This window comes from Staphylococcus durrellii (genome assembly GCF_015594545.1).
Taxonomy (GTDB): Bacteria; Bacillota; Bacilli; order Staphylococcales; family Staphylococcaceae; genus Staphylococcus; species Staphylococcus durrellii.
This window is the reverse complement of sequence record NZ_JADIIO010000001.1, coordinates 607328-626340: the sequence shown is the minus strand read 5'-3', so window position 1 is coordinate 626340 and position 19013 is coordinate 607328. Positions and strand designations below refer to the sequence as shown.

Genomic DNA, 19013 nt, shown 5'->3' with positions numbered 1-19013 from the left:
TTTTTACATTCATCTTAAAGATTTAAATTTTTGAAAGGAATGTTTATATTTAATGATACTACAACAATTAATCCAATTAGAACAACAAATCAACACCTTGTTAAACAATATTGAACTTTTCAAATATGCATACATAACTAACGACCAAAAACTTTCAGATTATCAACAAAGCGTTAATAAACATGTTCAGAAATTTTATAGCGATTTATATGACCAACCAATCATCACAACATCTTTACTTCACCATAAATTTTTCAACTTCTTAACTGACTCCTATCATAATCCTATTGAACCTTTAAATAACGGCAATACTAAAGTATATATAGAAGACATTCAAAAACGATTGCTATTATTACATGAAAGCATCATGTTTATATTGAAATAATATTTCAAATATTATAAATGTACTCTATCAAATTGTAATACTTTTTCACATGTTGTATAATGTAACCGATTCCAAAAGAATGGAGGGCTCATATTATGCATGGCTTTTCTGTCTACCTAGGACAAGATATTAGCAAAAACTATGTTCAAAAGATGATTGATTTGAATTATGATACTATTTTCACTTCGATGCAGATTCCTGAAGAAAATGACAGCACCAAAGTTCAATATTTAACGTCACTTTTAACTTTTTTACAAGATAAAAGCATTACTTATATTGTAGATATTAATCCAAAATTATTGAATGCAGCATTGTATAATGCGTTGTCATTTCCCAATGCTGATATCGTTATACGTATAGATACCGAAACATCTATAGAAGTTGTGAATGATATTATTCGTCATGGCTTTAAATGTTGTCTAAATGCAAGCACTGTTACATACGACCTACTTAATGACTTAGTTCATTCAGTATCAAATTTTAAACAACTAGTTTTTTGTCATAATTATTATCCTAGACCAGATACTGGTTTGGATCACCATTTTGTAACTTCTCAAAATGATTTGATTTTTTTGTTTAATCACAATGCCACTATTTATGGATTTATACCAGGTAGTACAAAGAGAGGACCATTATATAAAGGTTTACCTACATTAGAAGAGGCACGATATGGGAACCCTATTGTTAATGCCCATGATTTGCTTGAGACTGGTATAAATAATGTGATTATTGGGGATAATGTCCTAAATAATAGTGAGGCTTATAGTTTGAGTGATTATTTGCATAATCAACACTTTACTTTAAAAGTATCGTTGCTTGATACTCAATACGAATCAATTTTTCGGCACCAACATACTGCCCGTGCCGATAACCCATCGACTAGCGTTCGCTCTCAAGAGGCAAGGTCTTATCTACATAACAGTATAGCGCCTTTAAACACTGTTAATAGAAAAGTTGGCGACATTACGATTGATAATCATTTAAACGGCAGATATGAGGGGGAATTACAATTGATTAAGACTACCTTACCTAGTCATAATCATGTCAACGTTGCGGGTCACATTATTGAAAGTGATATTGAATTACTACATTGTATAAAAGGCAACAATACATTTTCATTCAACATTAATTAGAGGGGATGGTTACTATGAATCATTTATCAACAGAAAAACGAAACGCCTCGACACAAAATCTCGACGAAATGTCAATTCAAGAAGCGCTTGCAGTAATGAATAAAGAGGATCAAAAAGTAGCTTTATGTATCGAGCAATTGTTACCACAGCTTGCTGAAGTGGTTACAATTACTACACAACAATTTAATAATGGTGGAAGAATAATTTATATTGGTGCAGGTACGAGTGGACGTCTAGGTGTACTAGATGCAGCTGAATGTGTACCTACATTCAATACTACACCTCAAGAAGTCGTTGGGATTATAGCAGGTGGTCAAGAAGCTATGACTAAAGCAGTTGAGGGTGCCGAAGATAGTGAAATCGGGGCAGAAAACGATTTAAAAAACATTAATTTATCATCATTAGATGTTGTTATTGGCATTGCGGCTAGTGGTAGAACACCTTATGTTAAAGGAGGGTTAAAATACGCACAATCTCTCAACGCCCGTACTGTTTCTATTGCTTGTAACACTAATGCAGAAATCAGTAATTTTGCACAATACCCTATCGAAGTAGATGTTGGTCCTGAAGTGTTAACAGGTTCTACTCGATTAAAGTCAGGCACTGCTCAAAAATTAATCTTAAATATGATTTCCACAATTACCATGGTAGGTGCTGGAAAAGTTTACGGCAATCTTATGGTGGATGTGAAGCCTACAAATAATAAGTTAAATGAAAGAGCAATAATTATTATTCAAGAAATATGCAATATCGACGCTCAACTTGCACAAGACCTCTATGACAAAGCACAACAAAATTTAAAAGTAGCAGTAGTCATGTACTTATGTGATTTAGATGCTAATGAAGCACTAAATAAATTAAATAATAATAATGGGATTATAAAAGAAGCTATCAAATAAATAAACAGTAAGGTGGTTAATCATATGTCAAAAGAACAAAAATTAGCCAATGAAATTATCTCTGCAGTTGGTGGAATGGACAATATAGATAATATTATTAATTGTATGACAAGAGTACGTATTAAAGTCATCGATGAAAATGACATAGATTATGATACTTTAAAGTCAATTGAAGGTGTACTGGGAGTCGTTAACGATGACCGAGTCCAAGTCGTTGTAGGTCCAGGGATTGTTAACAAAGTAGCTAATCATATGGCGAGACAAAGCGGTGTGAAATTAGGAGATGACATTCCTCATCATGAACAATCGTATAGAGAAGCAGCTGAATCAAAAGCTACACAGAATAAAACAGAATTTCAAAGTAAACAAAAGCATGGTAAATTTAATAAATTACTAAAAACGATTGCCAATATTTTCATCCCTTTGATACCCGCATTTATTGGTGCAGGTCTTATAGGTGGTATTGGTGCAGTATTAAGTAACTTAATGCAAGGTGGTCAAATATCAGGAGAATGGGTTACCCAACTAGTCACTGTCTTTAATGTCATAAAAGATGGTATGCTTGCCTACTTAGCAATCTTTGCAGGTATTAATGCAGCTAAAGAGTTTGGAGCTACACCAGGATTAGGTGGCGTAATTGGTGGTACAACATTATTAACAGGATTAACTGACAAAAATGCTATTACGAATATCTTTACTGGTGATCATTTACAAGCAGGACAAGGCGGTATTATTGGAGTTATTTTTGCAGTTTGGTTACTTAGCTTAATTGAAAAAAGATTACATAAAATCGTACCAAATGCTATAGACATCATTATAACGCCGACTTTAACACTCTTAATTATTGGTTTAATGACTATATTTATCATTATGCCTTTAGCAGGGTTTGTCTCATCAGGTCTTGTTTCTGTTATCAATTGGGTTATTGGTATTGGGGGTATCTTTAGTGGCTTTGTTATAGGCGCTTTTTTCTTACCATTGGTTATGTTAGGATTACACCATATATTTACCCCTATTCATATTGAAATGATAAATCAAACAGGCGCTACATACTTGTTACCAATTGCAGCAATGGCCGGTGCAGGACAAGTTGGAGCTGCTATTGCATTGTGGTTTAGATGTCGAAAAAATAAAACTTTACGTGATACAATTAAAGGTGCTTTACCTATAGGCTTTTTAGGTATCGGCGAACCACTCATATATGGTGTTACTTTACCATTAGGCAGACCGTTTTTTACTGCGTGTATAGGCGGAGGCATCGGTGGTGCCGTAGTTGGAGGCATCGGACACATAGGTGCTACTGCAATTGGACCAAGTGGAATTTCTCTTTTACCATTAATATCAAATCATATGTATTTAGGATATATTGCAGGACTACTCGCAGCATATATAGGTGGTTTTGTATTCACTTACCTCTTTGGAACAAACAAAGCCATGCGAGAATCTGATCATTTAGGTGATTAATTATGAAAAATGTACTTCATCAAATAGAGAGTAAATATCAAGAATTCACAAAAACTGAGAAAAAAATTGCTGATTTTATAATAAAATGTCCTCACCTTATTATAAAAATGTCAGTTCAAGATTTAGCCAAAGAAATAAATACGAGCACTGCTTCTATCGTACGTTTCAGTAGAAAAATTACAAATCAAGGTTTCCAAGAATTAAAAATACACATCTCTCGTTATTTACCTTCAGATACGACAAAAAATAATTATATGGAAATTATTGATAATGAAGCCGTCGATACATTAAAAAGCAAAATGTTGACTAGAGCTACCGACACAATGACTTATACGGCTCAACAAATTGACAATGATACGATTGATGAAGTCTGTGATGTATTGAAAAAATCGCGTACTATCTTTCTATTTGGTTATGGAGCGTCTTCAATAATCGTTAACGATTTATTTCAAAAATTATCGAGAATCGGTTTAAATGTCAGAATGATGGAAGAAGCTCATTTGTTTATGACTACTCTAGCAACACATGATGCCAATGATTGTATTATCCTTGTTACTAATCAAGGTTATCACAGTGAACTGCAATCCATGGTCAAGGTAGCAAATGATTATAAAATACCAATTGTCACTATAACAAGTACACGTTCAAACCCTATAGCAAAAATGTCTAATCATACAATTGTCTATGGCTCAACAGATGAAAATGAATTACGTATGGCAGCGACTACTTCATTATTTGCGCAACTTTTTACTGTCGACATTTTATATTATCGCTATATATCACTACATTATCATGAGTCACTTGACTCTATTACGCAATCTAAAATGGCTTTAGATAACTATCATAAACATCTATCTAATATTAAATTCAAGCATTAAAATAAAACACTTCATAGTAAGCTAATACAGCCTTAGCCATCTAACTATGAAGTGTTTTTATTTTGAAGATACAAAAAGCACGATCCCAATAAACATGGGGTCGTGCTTTTTAGTTTAATTAACCAAATTAAATTTGATCTTCTTTATTTAATTTATGGTAACCTTTTACGAAATAGAAAATTGTCATAAATACTAAAAATACAATCCCAATCAATACTGATACAACTGTCTCTTTGTTAAATAACATACCAATCAATACTACAACAAAGAACAAGATAGTAATATAGCTAGCAAATTTTCCACCCGGCATAGTGAATGGGTGTCCTTCTGCTTCTTCAGGATGTAATTTTCTAAATCTTAAATGACTAATTAATATCATAAACCATGGCACCATTCCGGGTAAGATTGAAGCACTATAAACATATACAAAGACACTATCTGCACCTTTAATAAATAAAGGTAAGATTACGTTTAATAATGCACCAATTAATATACCAATAGAAATTGCAATAACAGTATATGCTGGTACGCCATTTTTCATTATTTTCAAGAATACTTTTGGCATTTGACCTTTTTGAGCTAATGTGAAAGTCATCCGACTCGCACTGAATATCCCTGAGTTACAGCCTGACATTGCTGCCGTTAGTACTACAAAGTTAATAAGTCCTGCAGCGAAAGTAATACCTACTTTTGCAAATGTAGCTGTGAACGGACTACCAATATTACCAAGTTCATCCCAAGGATAAACGGTAACAATAACGAAAATCGCACCTAAGTAGAATATTAATATACGCCATATAATGCCATTAACTGCGCTCTTTATATTTTTCTGAGGATCTTTTGTCTCACCAGCAGAAATACCAATAAGTTCTACCCCTTGATATGAACCGATAACAATTGATAACGCAAAGAAAAATCCTAGCCAACCATTTGGCATGAAGCCACCATTAGACCATAAATTAGACAATCCGATAGCATTACCACCATTACCAAAGCCAAAGAATATTAGTCCTAAACCTGCAACAATCATTAAAATAATTGTTACAACTTTAATCATAGCAAACCAGAATTCAAATTCGCCGAATGCCTTTACGGAAACTAAGTTAGCTGCTGCTAATAATAAAACAACTATAACGCCTGGAATCCATTGAGGTAAGTGAGGGAACCAAAAGTTCATATATTCACCGACGGCTATAACCTCACTCATACCGACGACTATCCACTGGAAAATATTACTCCAAGCCGTCAAATAACCTGCAACTGGATGTATGTAATCACTTGCAAAGTTTGCAAATGAACCTGTAGTTGGGTATAGATAAACCATTTCACCCATTGCACGCATCACTAAAAATAAAAACAAACCTGCAATTAAATAGGCAAATATAACTGAAGGTCCAGTCCATTTAATTGTACTCGTTGCCCCCATGAATAGTCCGACACCGATAGTTCCACCAAGTGCGATCATTCTAATTTGACGCGCACTCAGCCCCCTATGTAATTCTGTTTCATCATTCATTTAACCTAACCCCATCTCTCTCTCGAAAATAAACGACATTAATAATGTTATATCTTATTATTATACAATAAATATTTAATGAAAAATACACTTTTCATAATGTAAGGGCTTTCAAAACCCATTGTACATTTTATGATATTTTCAATAAAATTGCAAAAAGTATTTTCTTGTTAATTTCAAATATCATATTGCTTAATGGTAAGTTACTTTAGCGTGCCATTATATTCTTATTATAATAAAATAAAACTATATGCTATAATTTTCCTTATATTTACATAAAGGAGTTCGCTATGAATAAAAATTTATTACGACGCACAATTACAATAACAATAATTTTCGGTATCTTGTTTTTTATACTTAATTATTTTGGTCAACATGATAAAAATGTTCCGTACCTCGTTGGCAAATCTATTTTAGCAGCGTTCGTATTAGGCGTACTATACTTTACTTTATTTGCTATGATGCATACACCTGATCTTAAATACAAATTTGGAACGACGATTCCCATTGCGATGCTTATTTGTATCATTATTGGTGGTATTGTATCAGCAATGAAAATAGCTATTATTGTCGGACTTGTTTTTGGCATTATAGCAGGCTATATATGGGTGTATATCGATAAGAATAAACAAGGAGGTGGCCCTAAATGACTATCTTCCTAGGCGTAGTTATTATAATTTTATTGTTGGTTAGCTTAATACCAAATATTAGAGCTGCTAAAAAGAATAAATTAGCTGGTCAAAAAAGCACTCGCTTCAATATTATGATAGGCATTGATGCAATTTTACTTGTTTTAGTTATTGCAACTTTACTTTTTCAATTTCTTAAATAATTAACTACTAAAATAAAAAACAGATGATTGCCTTGAATAACATAGGTAATCATCTGTTTTATTGTTATGTTAGAACTTACTGGATAAAAAGAAATGATATAACAGACCCGCACAAATTAAATAAATTACGCTACTCACTATAAATGACCTTACTTGAATTCTAAAAGGTATTCTCTTATTAAAAATTGGGCCCAATACAAGATTACCTATAGCTAAAATAACTGGACCAGCTAAAAAGAATAATATTAAATATATAGACATGTCATGTACCTATTCACTTTCTATGATTCAAAATATTTAGCAATAATACTTTCACTATCAACATCTTTACTTACATAAGCGATATTGGCAAAATTTTGTTTTTCAGTCATCGCATTTGTATTTACAATAACATCAAGTCCTGCGTTTATAGCTGCCGTCGCACCGTTAACAGAATCTTCAATTGCAAGACAATTAGCAGGATTATAATTTAATGCTTGTACTGCCTTTAAATAAAGTTCAGGATTAGGTTTAACTTCACTTACATCTTCCCTACCTATGACTGCATCAATATAATTTTCTAATCCTAATTTTTTAAATGTAGGTTCAATAGAAGTTCGATAACTACTGGTTGCTATAGCCATTGGAATGTGGCGTTTTTTTAAATACTCCATTAATGCCTTTACCTCATCAAATATTGGTAAATTTTTACTTGTTTTATGATGTTCTATATACATTTGTTCTTTTTGTTCCTTGCCTAATTTATCTTCTAAAAACTGGTGTAAATCTTCAGCCGCTCCACCTATCGAATCGGTATAAAATTCTAACGACATTGGCTGATGGTTATGGTCAATTAAATGCTTATTAATTATTTCATATAAATGCTTCTCTGTATCAATAATTGTGCCATCAAAATCAAATACTACTGCTTTATACATCAATATCCCCCGTACTTTGTTGTTATTATAAATTTTAATTCAATTAATTACCTCACATTTTATCATATTATAATTTTAAAAGTCATAAAGAAACTGAGACACATCATGTATCTCAGTTTTAAATGTTATTATCTTTTAGCCCAATATCTAGCAAGTATCGGTCCCGTAATATTATGTACTAAACTGAACACCGCTCCAGGTACAGCGGCCAACGGATTAAAATGCACTGTAGCTAATGAGACAGCTAACCCTGAATTTTGCATACCAACTTCAATAGACACGGCTTTTTTATCAGCTCGTTCTAGTTTTAGTAGTTTAGCTAACATATAGCCTAAAGTATAACCTATTACATTATGTAGAATGACTACTGCAAAAATTAATAAACCTGTTTGTAATATTTGAGATTTACTTCCCCCTACTACAGAAGACAAAATTAATGAAATAGCTATTACCGATACGATAGGCAATGCAGTAGCAGATTTAGTTGCAAAGTTTTTAAATACTTTTTGTAAAATAAAACCAATGATGATTGGAATTAATACTACTTGCACCACTGACCATAACATACTACCAAAAGAAACTTTCAACCATTGGTTGGCAAACAAGAAAATTAAGGCCGGTGTTACTATAGGCGCTAATAACGTAGAAACACTAGTAATTGCCACTGAAAGTGCAACGTTTGCTTTTGCTAAATAACTCATAACATTACTTGAAGTTCCACCCGGGCAACACCCAACTAAAATAACTCCTATAGCAATCTCAGGCGGCAATTGAAAGACCTTGGCGATGACAAAGGCTACGATGGGCATAATCGTAAACTGTAAAATAACGCCAATAATAACAGAACGTGGCGCTTGAAAAATAATTTTAAAGTCTTTAGGATCAATTGTTAATCCCATACCAATCATCACGATGCCTAATAAATATGGCACATATTTACTTATTTGTGCTAATTCATTTGGAAAAATAAACCCAATAACAGCTGCGACTAACATCCACAATAAGAATGTGTTTGTTGCAAATCTACTTACTTTTGTTAACATCTTTAAACACTTCCTCAATCTCGTAATAAAGAAAAATGTATCACACTTTAGTACTGACCTCAATGTATTTTCAGAAAATTCTAAAGATTTTTGTATTTATTTTTTTAATTGTAAAAATGCCGCGACTTCATTCCAAAGACCTAGTGCTATTTCAAAAAAAGAGTGGTACAATTTAATAGATTTAGACAATGCCTAACATTAACAGCGACAAAATAACGCTAAAATTTACTTTATAGAATGGGAGGACTCAGATGTTTATTGATAAAACAGAAACGTTTATTTTAAATATTGGTGGTTTAAATAAACGTAAAAACCGTAAACAGCTCTTAAAATTATGTCGTCAAATTAAATTTTGTAGCTCAATAAGCTACTCATTTTCAAAGTACAATCAGATATATGCTTTGGAAATCACTTTACCAAAACAGCAATTACCTTTCTTATTAAGTTATTTAAGCTTTAATAACTACACGCTTTATCAAGTAATTAAATCTTCTAATATTGTTTCACTTATTGATTCAGAACAACTACCAAAAGCATCTAAACGATTTGAAATTTACATAGATGGTCTAAGCGATGCTTTTATTAAAGATAAAATTATCGACATAATAAACATGCTTGCAACTTCTGAGTCTATCGTATATACACTATCTAAAAGTACAATTAATGTTAATTGTTCGGTAACTACTTTTGCTAAGCTTATCTTCCATTTAGCAACAAAAAATGTAGATATACTTAAAGCAGAATATTGTCCTAAGCTAGCCAATATTCGTAAAGAACGTATATCTTAATTACACTTATGAGTATATTAATTTAAATTAAAGCACGCGCTAAGATGATTAACATCACTTAACACGTGCTTTTTATTATCGCTGTATAAATTATTATTTATTCAACAAACCTTCAAAAGCCTCTCTAACCTGTGGCACAGACATACCGACTATAACTTGTACATTTTTCCCACTTTTAACTAATCCATGAGCTTGTTGATTATGAATAAAGTAATCATTACCCTCGACTTTTTCTGGATCATTAACGGTTAAACGAAGTCTCGTCGCACAATTAGTTACATCTTTAATATTTTCAGCGCCGCCCAATCCATTTAAATAATAGATTGCTTTATCTTCATATTCATCACCTGTAGATGAAGAAGCCGATGCAGTCGCTTCACCTTTACTTTCTTTATAGTCATCTTTACTATAAAGTTTAACATTTTCTTCATCTTCTTCTTTTTTACGCCCTGGTAAAGGTATATTAAATTTCAAGATTAAAAATCTGAAAACGACAAAATAAATACCTGTAAATATTAAACCAATGATAATTTGTATAAGATATGTCATCCAATGATTTTGTCCTAAAGGTATCCAGTTAGTAGCAAAGAAATCAATTAATCCACCACCGAAGTTACCTACTAATCCAAAGCCATACATTACAGTATCCATTGTAGCCGATAATATAGCGTGAATAACGAATAAATATGGTGCTATAAATAAAAATGTAAATTCTAAAGGTTCAGTTATACCTACAACTGCTGCAGTAAGCGTTGCTGGTATTAATAGTGCAGCAACTTTTTTCTTATTTTCTTTAGGCGTTGTTGAATACATAGCCAGTGCAATACCGATTGCACCAAATACCTTCCCATTACCTTGTAACATAAAGCCATAATGAAATTGATCCTTTAATGGTTTAGTACTATTTGCAAACTCATTTACATGTTTAAACCATTCAGCTTTAAGACCATCATTGACTACTACTGGTCCGACTTCAACTGGTGCATATATAAAGTGATGTAAGCCAGTCGGTATGAGCACTCTTTCTAAGAAGTGATACAACCAAACGCCTACATAACCGGAACCTATAATAAAACCTTGAAGCGAAGAAATGGCATCCTGTACCGTAGGCCATACGATACAAGTAATCAAGGCAATTGGTAACATTACAAAAAACGAAATTGTTACTACAAATGTTAACCCTTGGAAAATACCTAGCATTTCCGGTAACTTTTTACTGTAATATCTATTATGTATCCAAGTCACAATACTCGAAATAATAATGGCACCTAAGATATTTGTATCTAACGTATCAATACCTGCAATAGATTTTAAACCTGTAACATTTTCTACCCCTTTGTTAAAGTTCGCGCCAAAGGTATGTGGCCATTGCGTTAATATCGCATTGATGAACGTATTGAACATTAAATATCCCATTAAAGCAGCTAAAGTGGCATGACTTGATGCTTTTTTAGCAAGAGAAATCGGTAAACCGACTACGAAAACAATTTCCATATGATTGAAAATAGTCCACCCACCAGATTCAACTACAGTCCAAACTTTAGTCCAAATCGTACCATTATCTGCAATGCTTCCCATTATAGCAGGGTTCTTGAATAAAGTCGCTAACCCTAAAACTATACCGAAGAATGCAAACATAAGTACGGGTACAATCATTGCGCTACCAAATCTTTTAATTGTATTCATATATACACCCCAATACATTTAATGAAAATTGAACGTATTACTGCTTAATAGCTAATGGATCATTCAATTTTTTACTTAACCACATGTTATAGTAAACGCTTACATTTAAACAACAGTTTGACGGCATTTTGAAATGTTTTGTATAATCAGATTATATTTTCAAAAAGCGAAAATATTTTCAAGTAAAAGAGGTGTTAATTTGTTTCTAGATGAACGGCTAAATAACAATTTTGATAAACTTAATGATAATGATTTACACATCGCTCAATACATAAACACACATATTCACGCATGCAAATCAATGAAAATACAAGAACTCGCGTCACATACACATGCTTCAAATGCTTCAATTCATCGCTTCACTAAAAAATTAGGATTTGATGGGTATAGTGATTTTAAATCATACTTAAAATTCGAAACCGAACAAGTTCAACAACTTCCTTCTGATTCAATCGAAGGATTTCAGCAAGAAATAAAAAATACATTCGCCTACTTAGAACGAATTGATTACAATTTAATCACTGATAAATTATTAGAGGCAGATACAATTTATCTTTATGGTACTGGGTTAGCGCAATTGAACGTCGCTCAAGAAGCACAACGTGTATTATTAACAATCCATAAAAATATAATAGTTCTACACGATGTCCATGAGCTAAAAATGATATTAAATAAGTCGACACCTCAAGATTTATTCTTTATTATTTCTTTATCTGGTGAATCCTATCAAATTAATGAAATTACGAACGCATTACAGCTAAAACAGCAATATTTTATATCAGTCACAACTTTAAAAGATAATAACCTAGCTCAAAAAGCTAACTATAACGTTTATGTTTCTAGTAATACATTCTATTTACATGATGGTACTGACTATTCCAGTTTCATTAGCTATCACATCTTTTTTGAAACCGTTGTAAGAAAATTCAACGAACGAATCGAATTCGGTCATATATAAAAAAGCTAGGCTGAAATTTTATTTCAGCCTAGCTTTTGTTTATTACTTATTTAATTAATTTGAGCCATTTTCACGTTCATCGGCAACGACTTGCTGTAATTTATCGAACATTGTTTCGAAACCATGAGCAGTTGAATCATGATATTCTTTTTTCTGTTGCTTATATTCTAAATTCGAAAGTCTTCTTTCTTTAGGAACCACAGCATTATAAGTAAATATCATCTGCGTAATACCGGCTTCTCTTTCAAAAATTTCTATAGTTATTTTATCTTCAGTCTCACTAATTTCAGGCATACTTATTGTCATTTCAATGTATGCATTTTCTATTAATGACTCAAATTGGCCTTGAACTTTATTCTCTTTTCCTTTGCGTATATCTATAATTTCATAAGAACCTTGTTCTTGGGCATCAATATTAATAAGTTGGTTCGTTCTTTCTGAAGTCATAAACCAGCGTTTAAGTATGCTTTCATCGGTCCACGCACGGTATAACAGCTCTGGAGAAGATTTAAATAACCTTTCTAGGCGTACATTTACGTTGTCATTTTCTACATTATATTTGGCCATATTCGTCACCTACTTTCTCTCTTATCTTAATATTAACCTATTATGTGAATATCCTAAACAATTATTACTTTAATTATATAAATTATACTTGTTTAATAAATTTTATGGTCAATCTTAACGATAGTCAATATACTTAAAGATTATTCACATAAACAAATTAATGCTACCTTTTGATATTAATGAACTGTTTTATTTTGATTTTTATGGTTCAATTTCGGTAATTTGAAAAATATAGCTATTAAACCACAGATACCTAACAAAATAGGATAAAAACTATAACCCATTAATGCAATTGGCGATAAATTAGCTACACCTGCTGCAGCGATTAATTGAGGGCTGTATGGAACAAAACCTTGGAAACAACTAGCAAAAATATCTAAAATGCTAGCTGATTTTCTAGGATCTACATCAAATTCATCTGAAATATCTTTTGCTAATGTGCCAGCCATTAAAATTGATATCGTATTATTTGCTGTAGCAATATCGGCAACACTTACAAGCCCAGCGATACCAAACTCAGCATCTCTTTTAGATTTCACTTTGCTTCTAATGAAATTTAGCAACCAAGCAATACCGCCATAATATTCAATCAGCGCTACCAGTCCCCCTATTAATAAAGCTATCATAGCAATATCTTCCATACCTGTGATACCTTTAGAAATCGATTTTAATAGCTGTGTCCAATTAAATGAGCCATCTATTAAACCTATAATCGCCGATAACACTGTACCACCAATCAATACAAGTATTACATTAACACCCACAAGCGCTAATATTAATACTAATAAATAAGGGATGACTTTAATAATATTAAAGTCATAATTTTTCGTACTGTCTATATGTGTACCATGCGTCATAAACCACAATACAATAATTGTAAGAATAGCACCTGGTAAGACAATTTTAAAATTAACTTTAAATTTATCGCTCATCTTAGTCTTTTGTGTACGTACGGCAGCAATAGTCGTATCAGAAATCATCGATAAATTATCGCCAAACATTGCACCACCAACTACAGTAGCCATCGTTAATGCAGTAGGAACGTCTGTTGCTTGGCTCAATCCAAATCCTACCGGGGCGATAGCTGCCACTGTACCTACAGAAGTACCCATAGATATAGAAACAAACATACAAATAATAAATAGTCCGACAATCAATAAATTTTCTGGTATTAACGTCAAGCCCAGATTAACAGTCGATTTAACACCACCCATGTCTTCTGTAGTTTGAGAAAATGCACCTGCCAAAATAAAGATTATCATCATTAATACAATATTTGAATGACCTGCACCTTTAGTAAATACCTCGACTTTTTTTGTAAATGGTTCTTTCCTATATAATAGCAAGCCAAATATTGAGGCAATCACTATAGCAACGTTAAGAGGCATTGTTGTAAAATCACCAGTAACTAACCCTACACCTAAAAAAAGTAAGACAAATAACACCAATGGAGATAATGCCCACACACTACCTTTTTGCGTCTTTTTCATATTCAATCTACTCTCCTAAAAATAAAAAACTCTTTTCTTGATGTTGAAGAAAAGAGTGTATAGTTAATTCTACTCATCCGTAATAGCAACACTATTCACAACTGAAATTGGCATACTTAAATACATATTGCTAAGTATTGAAACTATCGTTATACCATTTCTATAAATAAGTTAAATAAATTCGTATATACGTTACAATATTTATAAGCACAAGTCAAATCGTCTCTAATTACCTGTTATTTAAAGGTGTCATGATTTTTATTCAGTTGGTCGTTGAATGGTAAATTTTTCACCTAAACGAGCGTAATCATTACCAGATAGTCTACCGACTGGTTGTAAGTGATTGGCATTAATTTTACTATCGCCAAAATATACTTGATCATCTACATGAAACATTACAACCTCACCAATGATTAAATCTGAACCTTCAAGTTCGTCTCCCAAATGAATAATTTGTGCTAATTTACATTCCATACGTACTTTCACCTGTTTAACACTTGGTGCGTCAACAATAGTTGAATTTATAAGCTCCATTTTAGTACGTTCCAGTTCATTTTGACCTTTTTCTAAAGGTGCCGCTGTCAAATTAATGTCTTCAACATTACTATCGTCAGTAATATGAACAACAAAATTTTCCGTTTCTTCTATATTTAATGATGTGTCTTTACGTTTACCATTATTTCTGGCAGTTGAAATCATGATCATTGGGGGTGCACTATTAACGACATTAAAAAAACTAAACGGTGCACCGTTAACATTTCCCGCTCCATCTTTAGTTGTAACAAAAGCAATAGGTCTAGGAATAACACTGCCACTTAATAATTTATAGTTTTGCTTTTTTGATAAGTTTTCTGGTTTAAATTGTTTCATGATCATACTCCTTTACATATTAAAGGAGCAAGACATAAATCTAATAAAAATTAGGTTTCATTGTCCTGCCCCAACAAAGTTAACTTGAGTTTAAAAAACAAATACTCGAGTGTATTTTCAATTCAGTCAGCTACTGTCATTAAAGTTCTTTGCGATTTCATGCCTTAACCTTACTAAGTATAAGTAGTTTAGTAAAGCTATAGCGACTGCTCAAAACATACATTAATGTTAAAGCGTAACCGCCACTCAGTTTATTATAAGTCTATTAATCTAATTGCGTACCACCAGTAACACCATAAACTTGTCCTGTCGTATAACTAGACTCTTCAGCTGCTAAATGTACATAGGTGCCGGCTAGTTCTACTGGTTGTCCCGCTCTACCTAATACTTCTTTTTGCCCAAAATGAGGTATCTTTTCTTGAGGTTGACCACCAGAAATTTGTAACGGTGACCAGAATGGACCAGGGGCAACACAATTAACCCTAATACCTCGTCCACCTAATTCCTCAGATAGACTTTTTGTTAATGATATAATTGCGGCTTTTGAAGCTGCATAGTCGTGTAAAATCGGACTAGGATTGTACCCCTGTACTGATGAAGTTGTTGTAATCGTAGCGCCAGGATTTAAGTAATCTACTGCTTTTTGAACTAACCAAAATATAGGGTATACGTTGGTTTCAAATGTTTCAGTAAATGATACTGTATCGAAACCTTTAATATTGTCATGGTACTGTTGATGCCCTGCTACAATTGTTAAATTATCTAAACCGCCTAATTGATCATGTGCTTGTTCAATTAACTCGTAATTAAAATGTTCATTTCTTAAATCACCTGGAATTAACACAGCCTTCCTTCCGGCTTGTTCAATTACTTGCTTAACTTGTTGTGCATCTTCTTCTTCGGCAGGTAGATAATTAATAGCTACATCTGCCCCTTCTTTCGCATAAGCGATAGCTGCGGCACGACCTATAGCCGAATCTCCACCTGTAACTAATATTTTATAATCTAATAATCTATCATGACCCGTATATGATGTTTCTCCACAATCGGGTTGAGGATTTAATTTGCTCTGTAACCCTGGGATAGGTTGTTCTTGTTTAGGAAAATCTGCGTTAGAATATTTACTTCTTGGATCTGTATTTGGCATAATTAAAACTCCTTTAAATCAAGTTATAATATTAAATACCCAAGAAGGTCTATATGTTACACATTATTAACGATAAATTATATCTCATCGAATAGTTTATTAATAAAAGTAATAAAATAATCAGGTACAGTTTCTAATATTCTTTCATCGGGATCAAATTTAGGATGATGTAAATCATATTGACTATTTGAGCCGATAAACGCAAAGACACTAGGATAATATGTTGAGTATCCAGAGAAGTCTTCACCTATAGTCAAAGGTGAATCCATTATTGTTACGTCGTAACCCACTTCTTTCGCAACTTCAACTGCATCATTAGTAAGTTTAGTATCATTACTTACGGCTGCCGTAACGCGATGATAAAATGTTTCAATTTCTAAATCAAACGCTTGTGCTAAACCGTCACCTATTTGCTTCATTCTATCTTCAATTTTTTGACGGACTGTTTGATCAAATGAACGTACAGTACCTTGTACATAAGCTTCGTCTGCAATTACATTCCACGTATTACCTGAAGAAATTTCACCTATAGTTACTACGGCATTGTCAAACGCTGCCAAATTACGACTCACTATCGATTGAATACTGTTAATAAGTTGTCCTAAAACAATGACTGGATCCTTACCTTGTTCAGGTTTTGCAGCATGTGCACCTTTGCCTTTAATCTTGAACTCGAAACGATCAACGGATGATGTTATCGGTCCAGATTTAACCATAAATTCTCCTATATTTAGAGTTGGAAAATTATGATAACCAAGAACCGCTTTAACGCCTTCTAATGCACCTGTTTCTACAAACTTCAATGCACCAAACCCAACTTCTTCAGCAGGTTGAAATAGTAACCTTACTCTACCTTTTAGATTAGCTTCTCTTTCCTTAAGCTTTGTTGCTACAGCTAAAACACTAGCCATGTGTATATCATGACCACAAGCATGCATTGCGCCATTATTTGTTGATTTAAAAGCATGGTCAACTTGTTCTGTGATTGGTAATGCGTCAATATCAGATCTCACAGCTACAAACGCTTCACCTTGGCCCACTTCAGCTATCAAACCAGTCTCAAGTGGTAAATCCAGCACTTTAATATCGTACGATGTTAAAATTTCTTTTAACTTTTTAGTAGTTTCATGTTCATTTTTAGACACTTCAGGATATTGATGAAAATGTCGTCTCCATTGTACGTAATCTTTAAAATCAGGCATTACGTGTCACTCCTTTTAGTTTCGAATATATAATTTATAGTATAGTAAAAAGCAGTACCAAATAAAACACCGTAAGCAAGATTATTACTTGCTAATATAATAGCCATCGTCACTATTATTACGGTACCATTTTTAATTGGTGCTGATTGAATATATGACTTAGTACGCCTGTCAAAAGTAGTTAATGAAATAGTTATCAATACTGTAGCTAACACTGACATTGGGATTTTTCCAATTATATTACTGAAAGCGAATAAACTTACAAATAAAAAAACACCTGTAACAAGTGTCGTTATTCTAGAAGTTACGCCCATCGATACAATAAAGCGAGACTGTCCTACTAACGCACTGCCTCCGATACCACCAAATAAACTTGTAATTAAAGTGGCAATACCTTGTCCAATAGATTCTTTATTTTTATTGCTATTAGTTTGACTCAGTTCATCAATTAAGCGTGCCGTTAAAGTAGTCTGCACAGTAGCAACAATTGCCATCATTAGACCATAAAATAGAATAGTACCAATGCTATGTATATTTAATGCATGTAAAGGTAAAAATAACTTGGGTAATAAGATATGAACTTTAGAGAGGTCTTCTACATATTTAATATCGGGATGAAAATACCAAGCACATAAGGTTAACACGATAATCGCAATTAAGGGTGAAGGTACTATTCTAGTGAATTTAGGCATGAGCCAAATAATTAAAAATGACATTCCTACAAATACATAAGTCATTGTTGAAATAAAAAAAACATTGGATAATTGAGAAGTAAATAATAATATCCCTAACGCGTTCATAAAACCAATAACTACCGTGTTAGGTATTAAGTCTAACAATTTATTGATGTGGCATAAGCCAAAGATGATTTGAATTATACCCATTGTAAAAGTGGCTAATAATAAATAATTTAAACCATGATGAGCGACTATCGGGGCTGCCACTAATGATACTCCACTACTTGGCGCTGTTACCATAAATCTACGATTACCAGTTATACTGATGACGAGCATGATAATACTAGTACTTAATAATCCTATCGCAGGGCTAACTCCCGCGATAAAAGAAAAAGCGATAGCACCAGGTAGAAGTGCTAATGCTAATAAGATGCCTATAATAATGTCATTACTATAATATTTTGCTTGCCATTGTCTCAAATATTTATGACTCATCATTAACCATCACTCCCTTAAGAACGCCCGTTTAGCTATATCGTATCATAATTTTCTGAATTTTTA

Annotated in this window: 20 protein-coding genes; 9 read left to right on the top strand and 11 right to left on the bottom strand. The window is 32.8% G+C overall.

Annotated features, from left to right (window positions below):
• Positions 1-52 precede the first annotated feature (52 nt).
• From ISP02_RS02770 to ISP02_RS02750, 5 genes are all read left to right on the top strand, one after another.
• On the top strand, positions 53-385 hold the full coding sequence (locus ISP02_RS02770; protein WP_195720150.1) for a hypothetical protein: 333 nt from the start codon (positions 53-55) through the stop codon (positions 383-385).
• A gap of 95 nt (positions 386-480) precedes the next feature.
• Positions 481-1518 carry a MupG family TIM beta-alpha barrel fold protein gene (locus ISP02_RS02765; protein WP_195720149.1) on the top strand — a complete coding sequence of 346 codons (1038 nt, stop codon included), beginning with the start codon at positions 481-483 and terminating at the stop codon, positions 1516-1518.
• Between the two features lie 14 nt (positions 1519-1532).
• On the top strand, positions 1533-2417 hold the full coding sequence (gene murQ / locus ISP02_RS02760) for an N-acetylmuramic acid 6-phosphate etherase (RefSeq protein ID WP_195720148.1): 885 nt from the start codon (positions 1533-1535) through the stop codon (positions 2415-2417).
• Between the two features lie 24 nt (positions 2418-2441).
• Complete coding sequence (locus ISP02_RS02755; RefSeq protein WP_195720147.1) at positions 2442-3881, top strand: PTS transporter subunit EIIC; 1440 nt, start codon at positions 2442-2444, stop codon at positions 3879-3881.
• A gap of 2 nt (positions 3882-3883) precedes the next feature.
• Positions 3884-4759: a MurR/RpiR family transcriptional regulator gene (locus ISP02_RS02750; RefSeq protein ID WP_195720146.1), complete on the top strand. Its 876-nt coding sequence runs from the start codon at positions 3884-3886 to the stop codon at positions 4757-4759.
• A gap of 127 nt (positions 4760-4886) precedes the next feature.
• On the opposite strand, the gene ISP02_RS02745 is transcribed toward ISP02_RS02750, so the two are convergent.
• Positions 4887-6275: an amino acid permease gene (locus ISP02_RS02745; protein ID WP_195720145.1), complete on the bottom strand. Its 1389-nt coding sequence runs from the start codon at positions 6273-6275 to the stop codon at positions 4887-4889.
• A gap of 290 nt (positions 6276-6565) precedes the next feature.
• On the opposite strand from ISP02_RS02745, the gene ISP02_RS02740 reads away from it, so the two are divergent.
• Both ISP02_RS02740 and ISP02_RS02735 read left to right on the top strand, forming a co-directional pair.
• Positions 6566-6925, top strand: a complete 360-nt coding sequence (locus ISP02_RS02740) for a hypothetical protein (protein ID WP_195720144.1) — start codon at positions 6566-6568, stop codon at positions 6923-6925.
• Positions 6922-7107 carry a hypothetical protein gene (locus ISP02_RS02735; RefSeq protein ID WP_195720143.1) on the top strand — a complete coding sequence of 62 codons (186 nt, stop codon included), beginning with the start codon at positions 6922-6924 and terminating at the stop codon, positions 7105-7107. The genes ISP02_RS02740 and ISP02_RS02735 overlap by 4 nt, the downstream gene beginning before the upstream one ends.
• Positions 7108-7176: 69 nt before the next feature.
• Here the strand turns inward: ISP02_RS02735 and ISP02_RS12950 are convergent, their stop codons facing one another.
• The 3 genes from ISP02_RS12950 to ISP02_RS02725 form a co-directional block, all read right to left on the bottom strand.
• Positions 7177-7368, bottom strand: coding sequence for a hypothetical protein (locus ISP02_RS12950; protein ID WP_235980489.1), 192 nt, complete (start codon positions 7366-7368; stop codon positions 7177-7179).
• 20 nt (positions 7369-7388) lie between these two features.
• Complete coding sequence (locus ISP02_RS02730) at positions 7389-8024, bottom strand: HAD family hydrolase (RefSeq protein ID WP_195720142.1); 636 nt, start codon at positions 8022-8024, stop codon at positions 7389-7391.
• Between the two features lie 128 nt (positions 8025-8152).
• Complete coding sequence (locus tag ISP02_RS02725; RefSeq protein WP_195720141.1) at positions 8153-9067, bottom strand: bile acid:sodium symporter family protein; 915 nt, start codon at positions 9065-9067, stop codon at positions 8153-8155.
• 251 nt (positions 9068-9318) lie between these two features.
• On the opposite strand from ISP02_RS02725, the gene ISP02_RS02720 reads away from it, so the two are divergent.
• The gene (locus ISP02_RS02720; RefSeq protein WP_195720140.1) at positions 9319-9855 is read left to right on the top strand and encodes a hypothetical protein; all 537 of its coding nucleotides are present in this window, start codon (positions 9319-9321) and stop codon (positions 9853-9855) included.
• 93 nt (positions 9856-9948) lie between these two features.
• On the opposite strand, the gene ISP02_RS02715 is transcribed toward ISP02_RS02720, so the two are convergent.
• Positions 9949-11541 (bottom strand): alpha-glucoside-specific PTS transporter subunit IIBC, encoded by a 1593-nt coding sequence (locus ISP02_RS02715; RefSeq protein ID WP_195720139.1) that lies wholly within the window; start codon positions 11539-11541, stop codon positions 9949-9951.
• Positions 11542-11740: 199 nt separating this feature from the next.
• Between ISP02_RS02715 and ISP02_RS02710 the strand changes: the two genes are divergently transcribed.
• On the top strand, positions 11741-12499 hold the full coding sequence (locus tag ISP02_RS02710; protein WP_195720138.1) for a MurR/RpiR family transcriptional regulator: 759 nt from the start codon (positions 11741-11743) through the stop codon (positions 12497-12499).
• Positions 12500-12553: 54 nt separating this feature from the next.
• On the opposite strand, the gene ISP02_RS02705 is transcribed toward ISP02_RS02710, so the two are convergent.
• From ISP02_RS02705 to ISP02_RS02680, 6 genes are all read right to left on the bottom strand, one after another.
• The gene (locus ISP02_RS02705; RefSeq protein ID WP_195720137.1) at positions 12554-13066 is read right to left on the bottom strand and encodes an SRPBCC family protein; all 513 of its coding nucleotides are present in this window, start codon (positions 13064-13066) and stop codon (positions 12554-12556) included.
• Between the two features lie 176 nt (positions 13067-13242).
• Entirely contained in the window at positions 13243-14556 is a 1314-nt protein-coding gene (locus ISP02_RS02700) for a Na+/H+ antiporter NhaC family protein (protein ID WP_195720136.1), read from the bottom strand.
• 258 nt (positions 14557-14814) lie between these two features.
• The gene (locus ISP02_RS02695; protein WP_195720135.1) at positions 14815-15426 is read right to left on the bottom strand and encodes a flavin reductase family protein; all 612 of its coding nucleotides are present in this window, start codon (positions 15424-15426) and stop codon (positions 14815-14817) included.
• Positions 15427-15691: 265 nt separating this feature from the next.
• A complete protein-coding gene (locus tag ISP02_RS02690) occupies positions 15692-16573 on the bottom strand; it encodes an SDR family oxidoreductase (RefSeq protein ID WP_195720134.1) in 882 nt (293 codons plus the stop codon).
• A gap of 77 nt (positions 16574-16650) precedes the next feature.
• The gene (locus ISP02_RS02685; RefSeq protein WP_195720133.1) at positions 16651-17775 is read right to left on the bottom strand and encodes an amidohydrolase; all 1125 of its coding nucleotides are present in this window, start codon (positions 17773-17775) and stop codon (positions 16651-16653) included.
• Positions 17775-18950 (bottom strand): SulP family inorganic anion transporter, encoded by a 1176-nt coding sequence (locus tag ISP02_RS02680; protein WP_328806013.1) that lies wholly within the window; start codon positions 18948-18950, stop codon positions 17775-17777. Before ISP02_RS02680 ends, ISP02_RS02685 begins: the two co-directional genes overlap by 1 nt.
• Between the last annotated feature and the right edge of the window lie 63 nt (positions 18951-19013).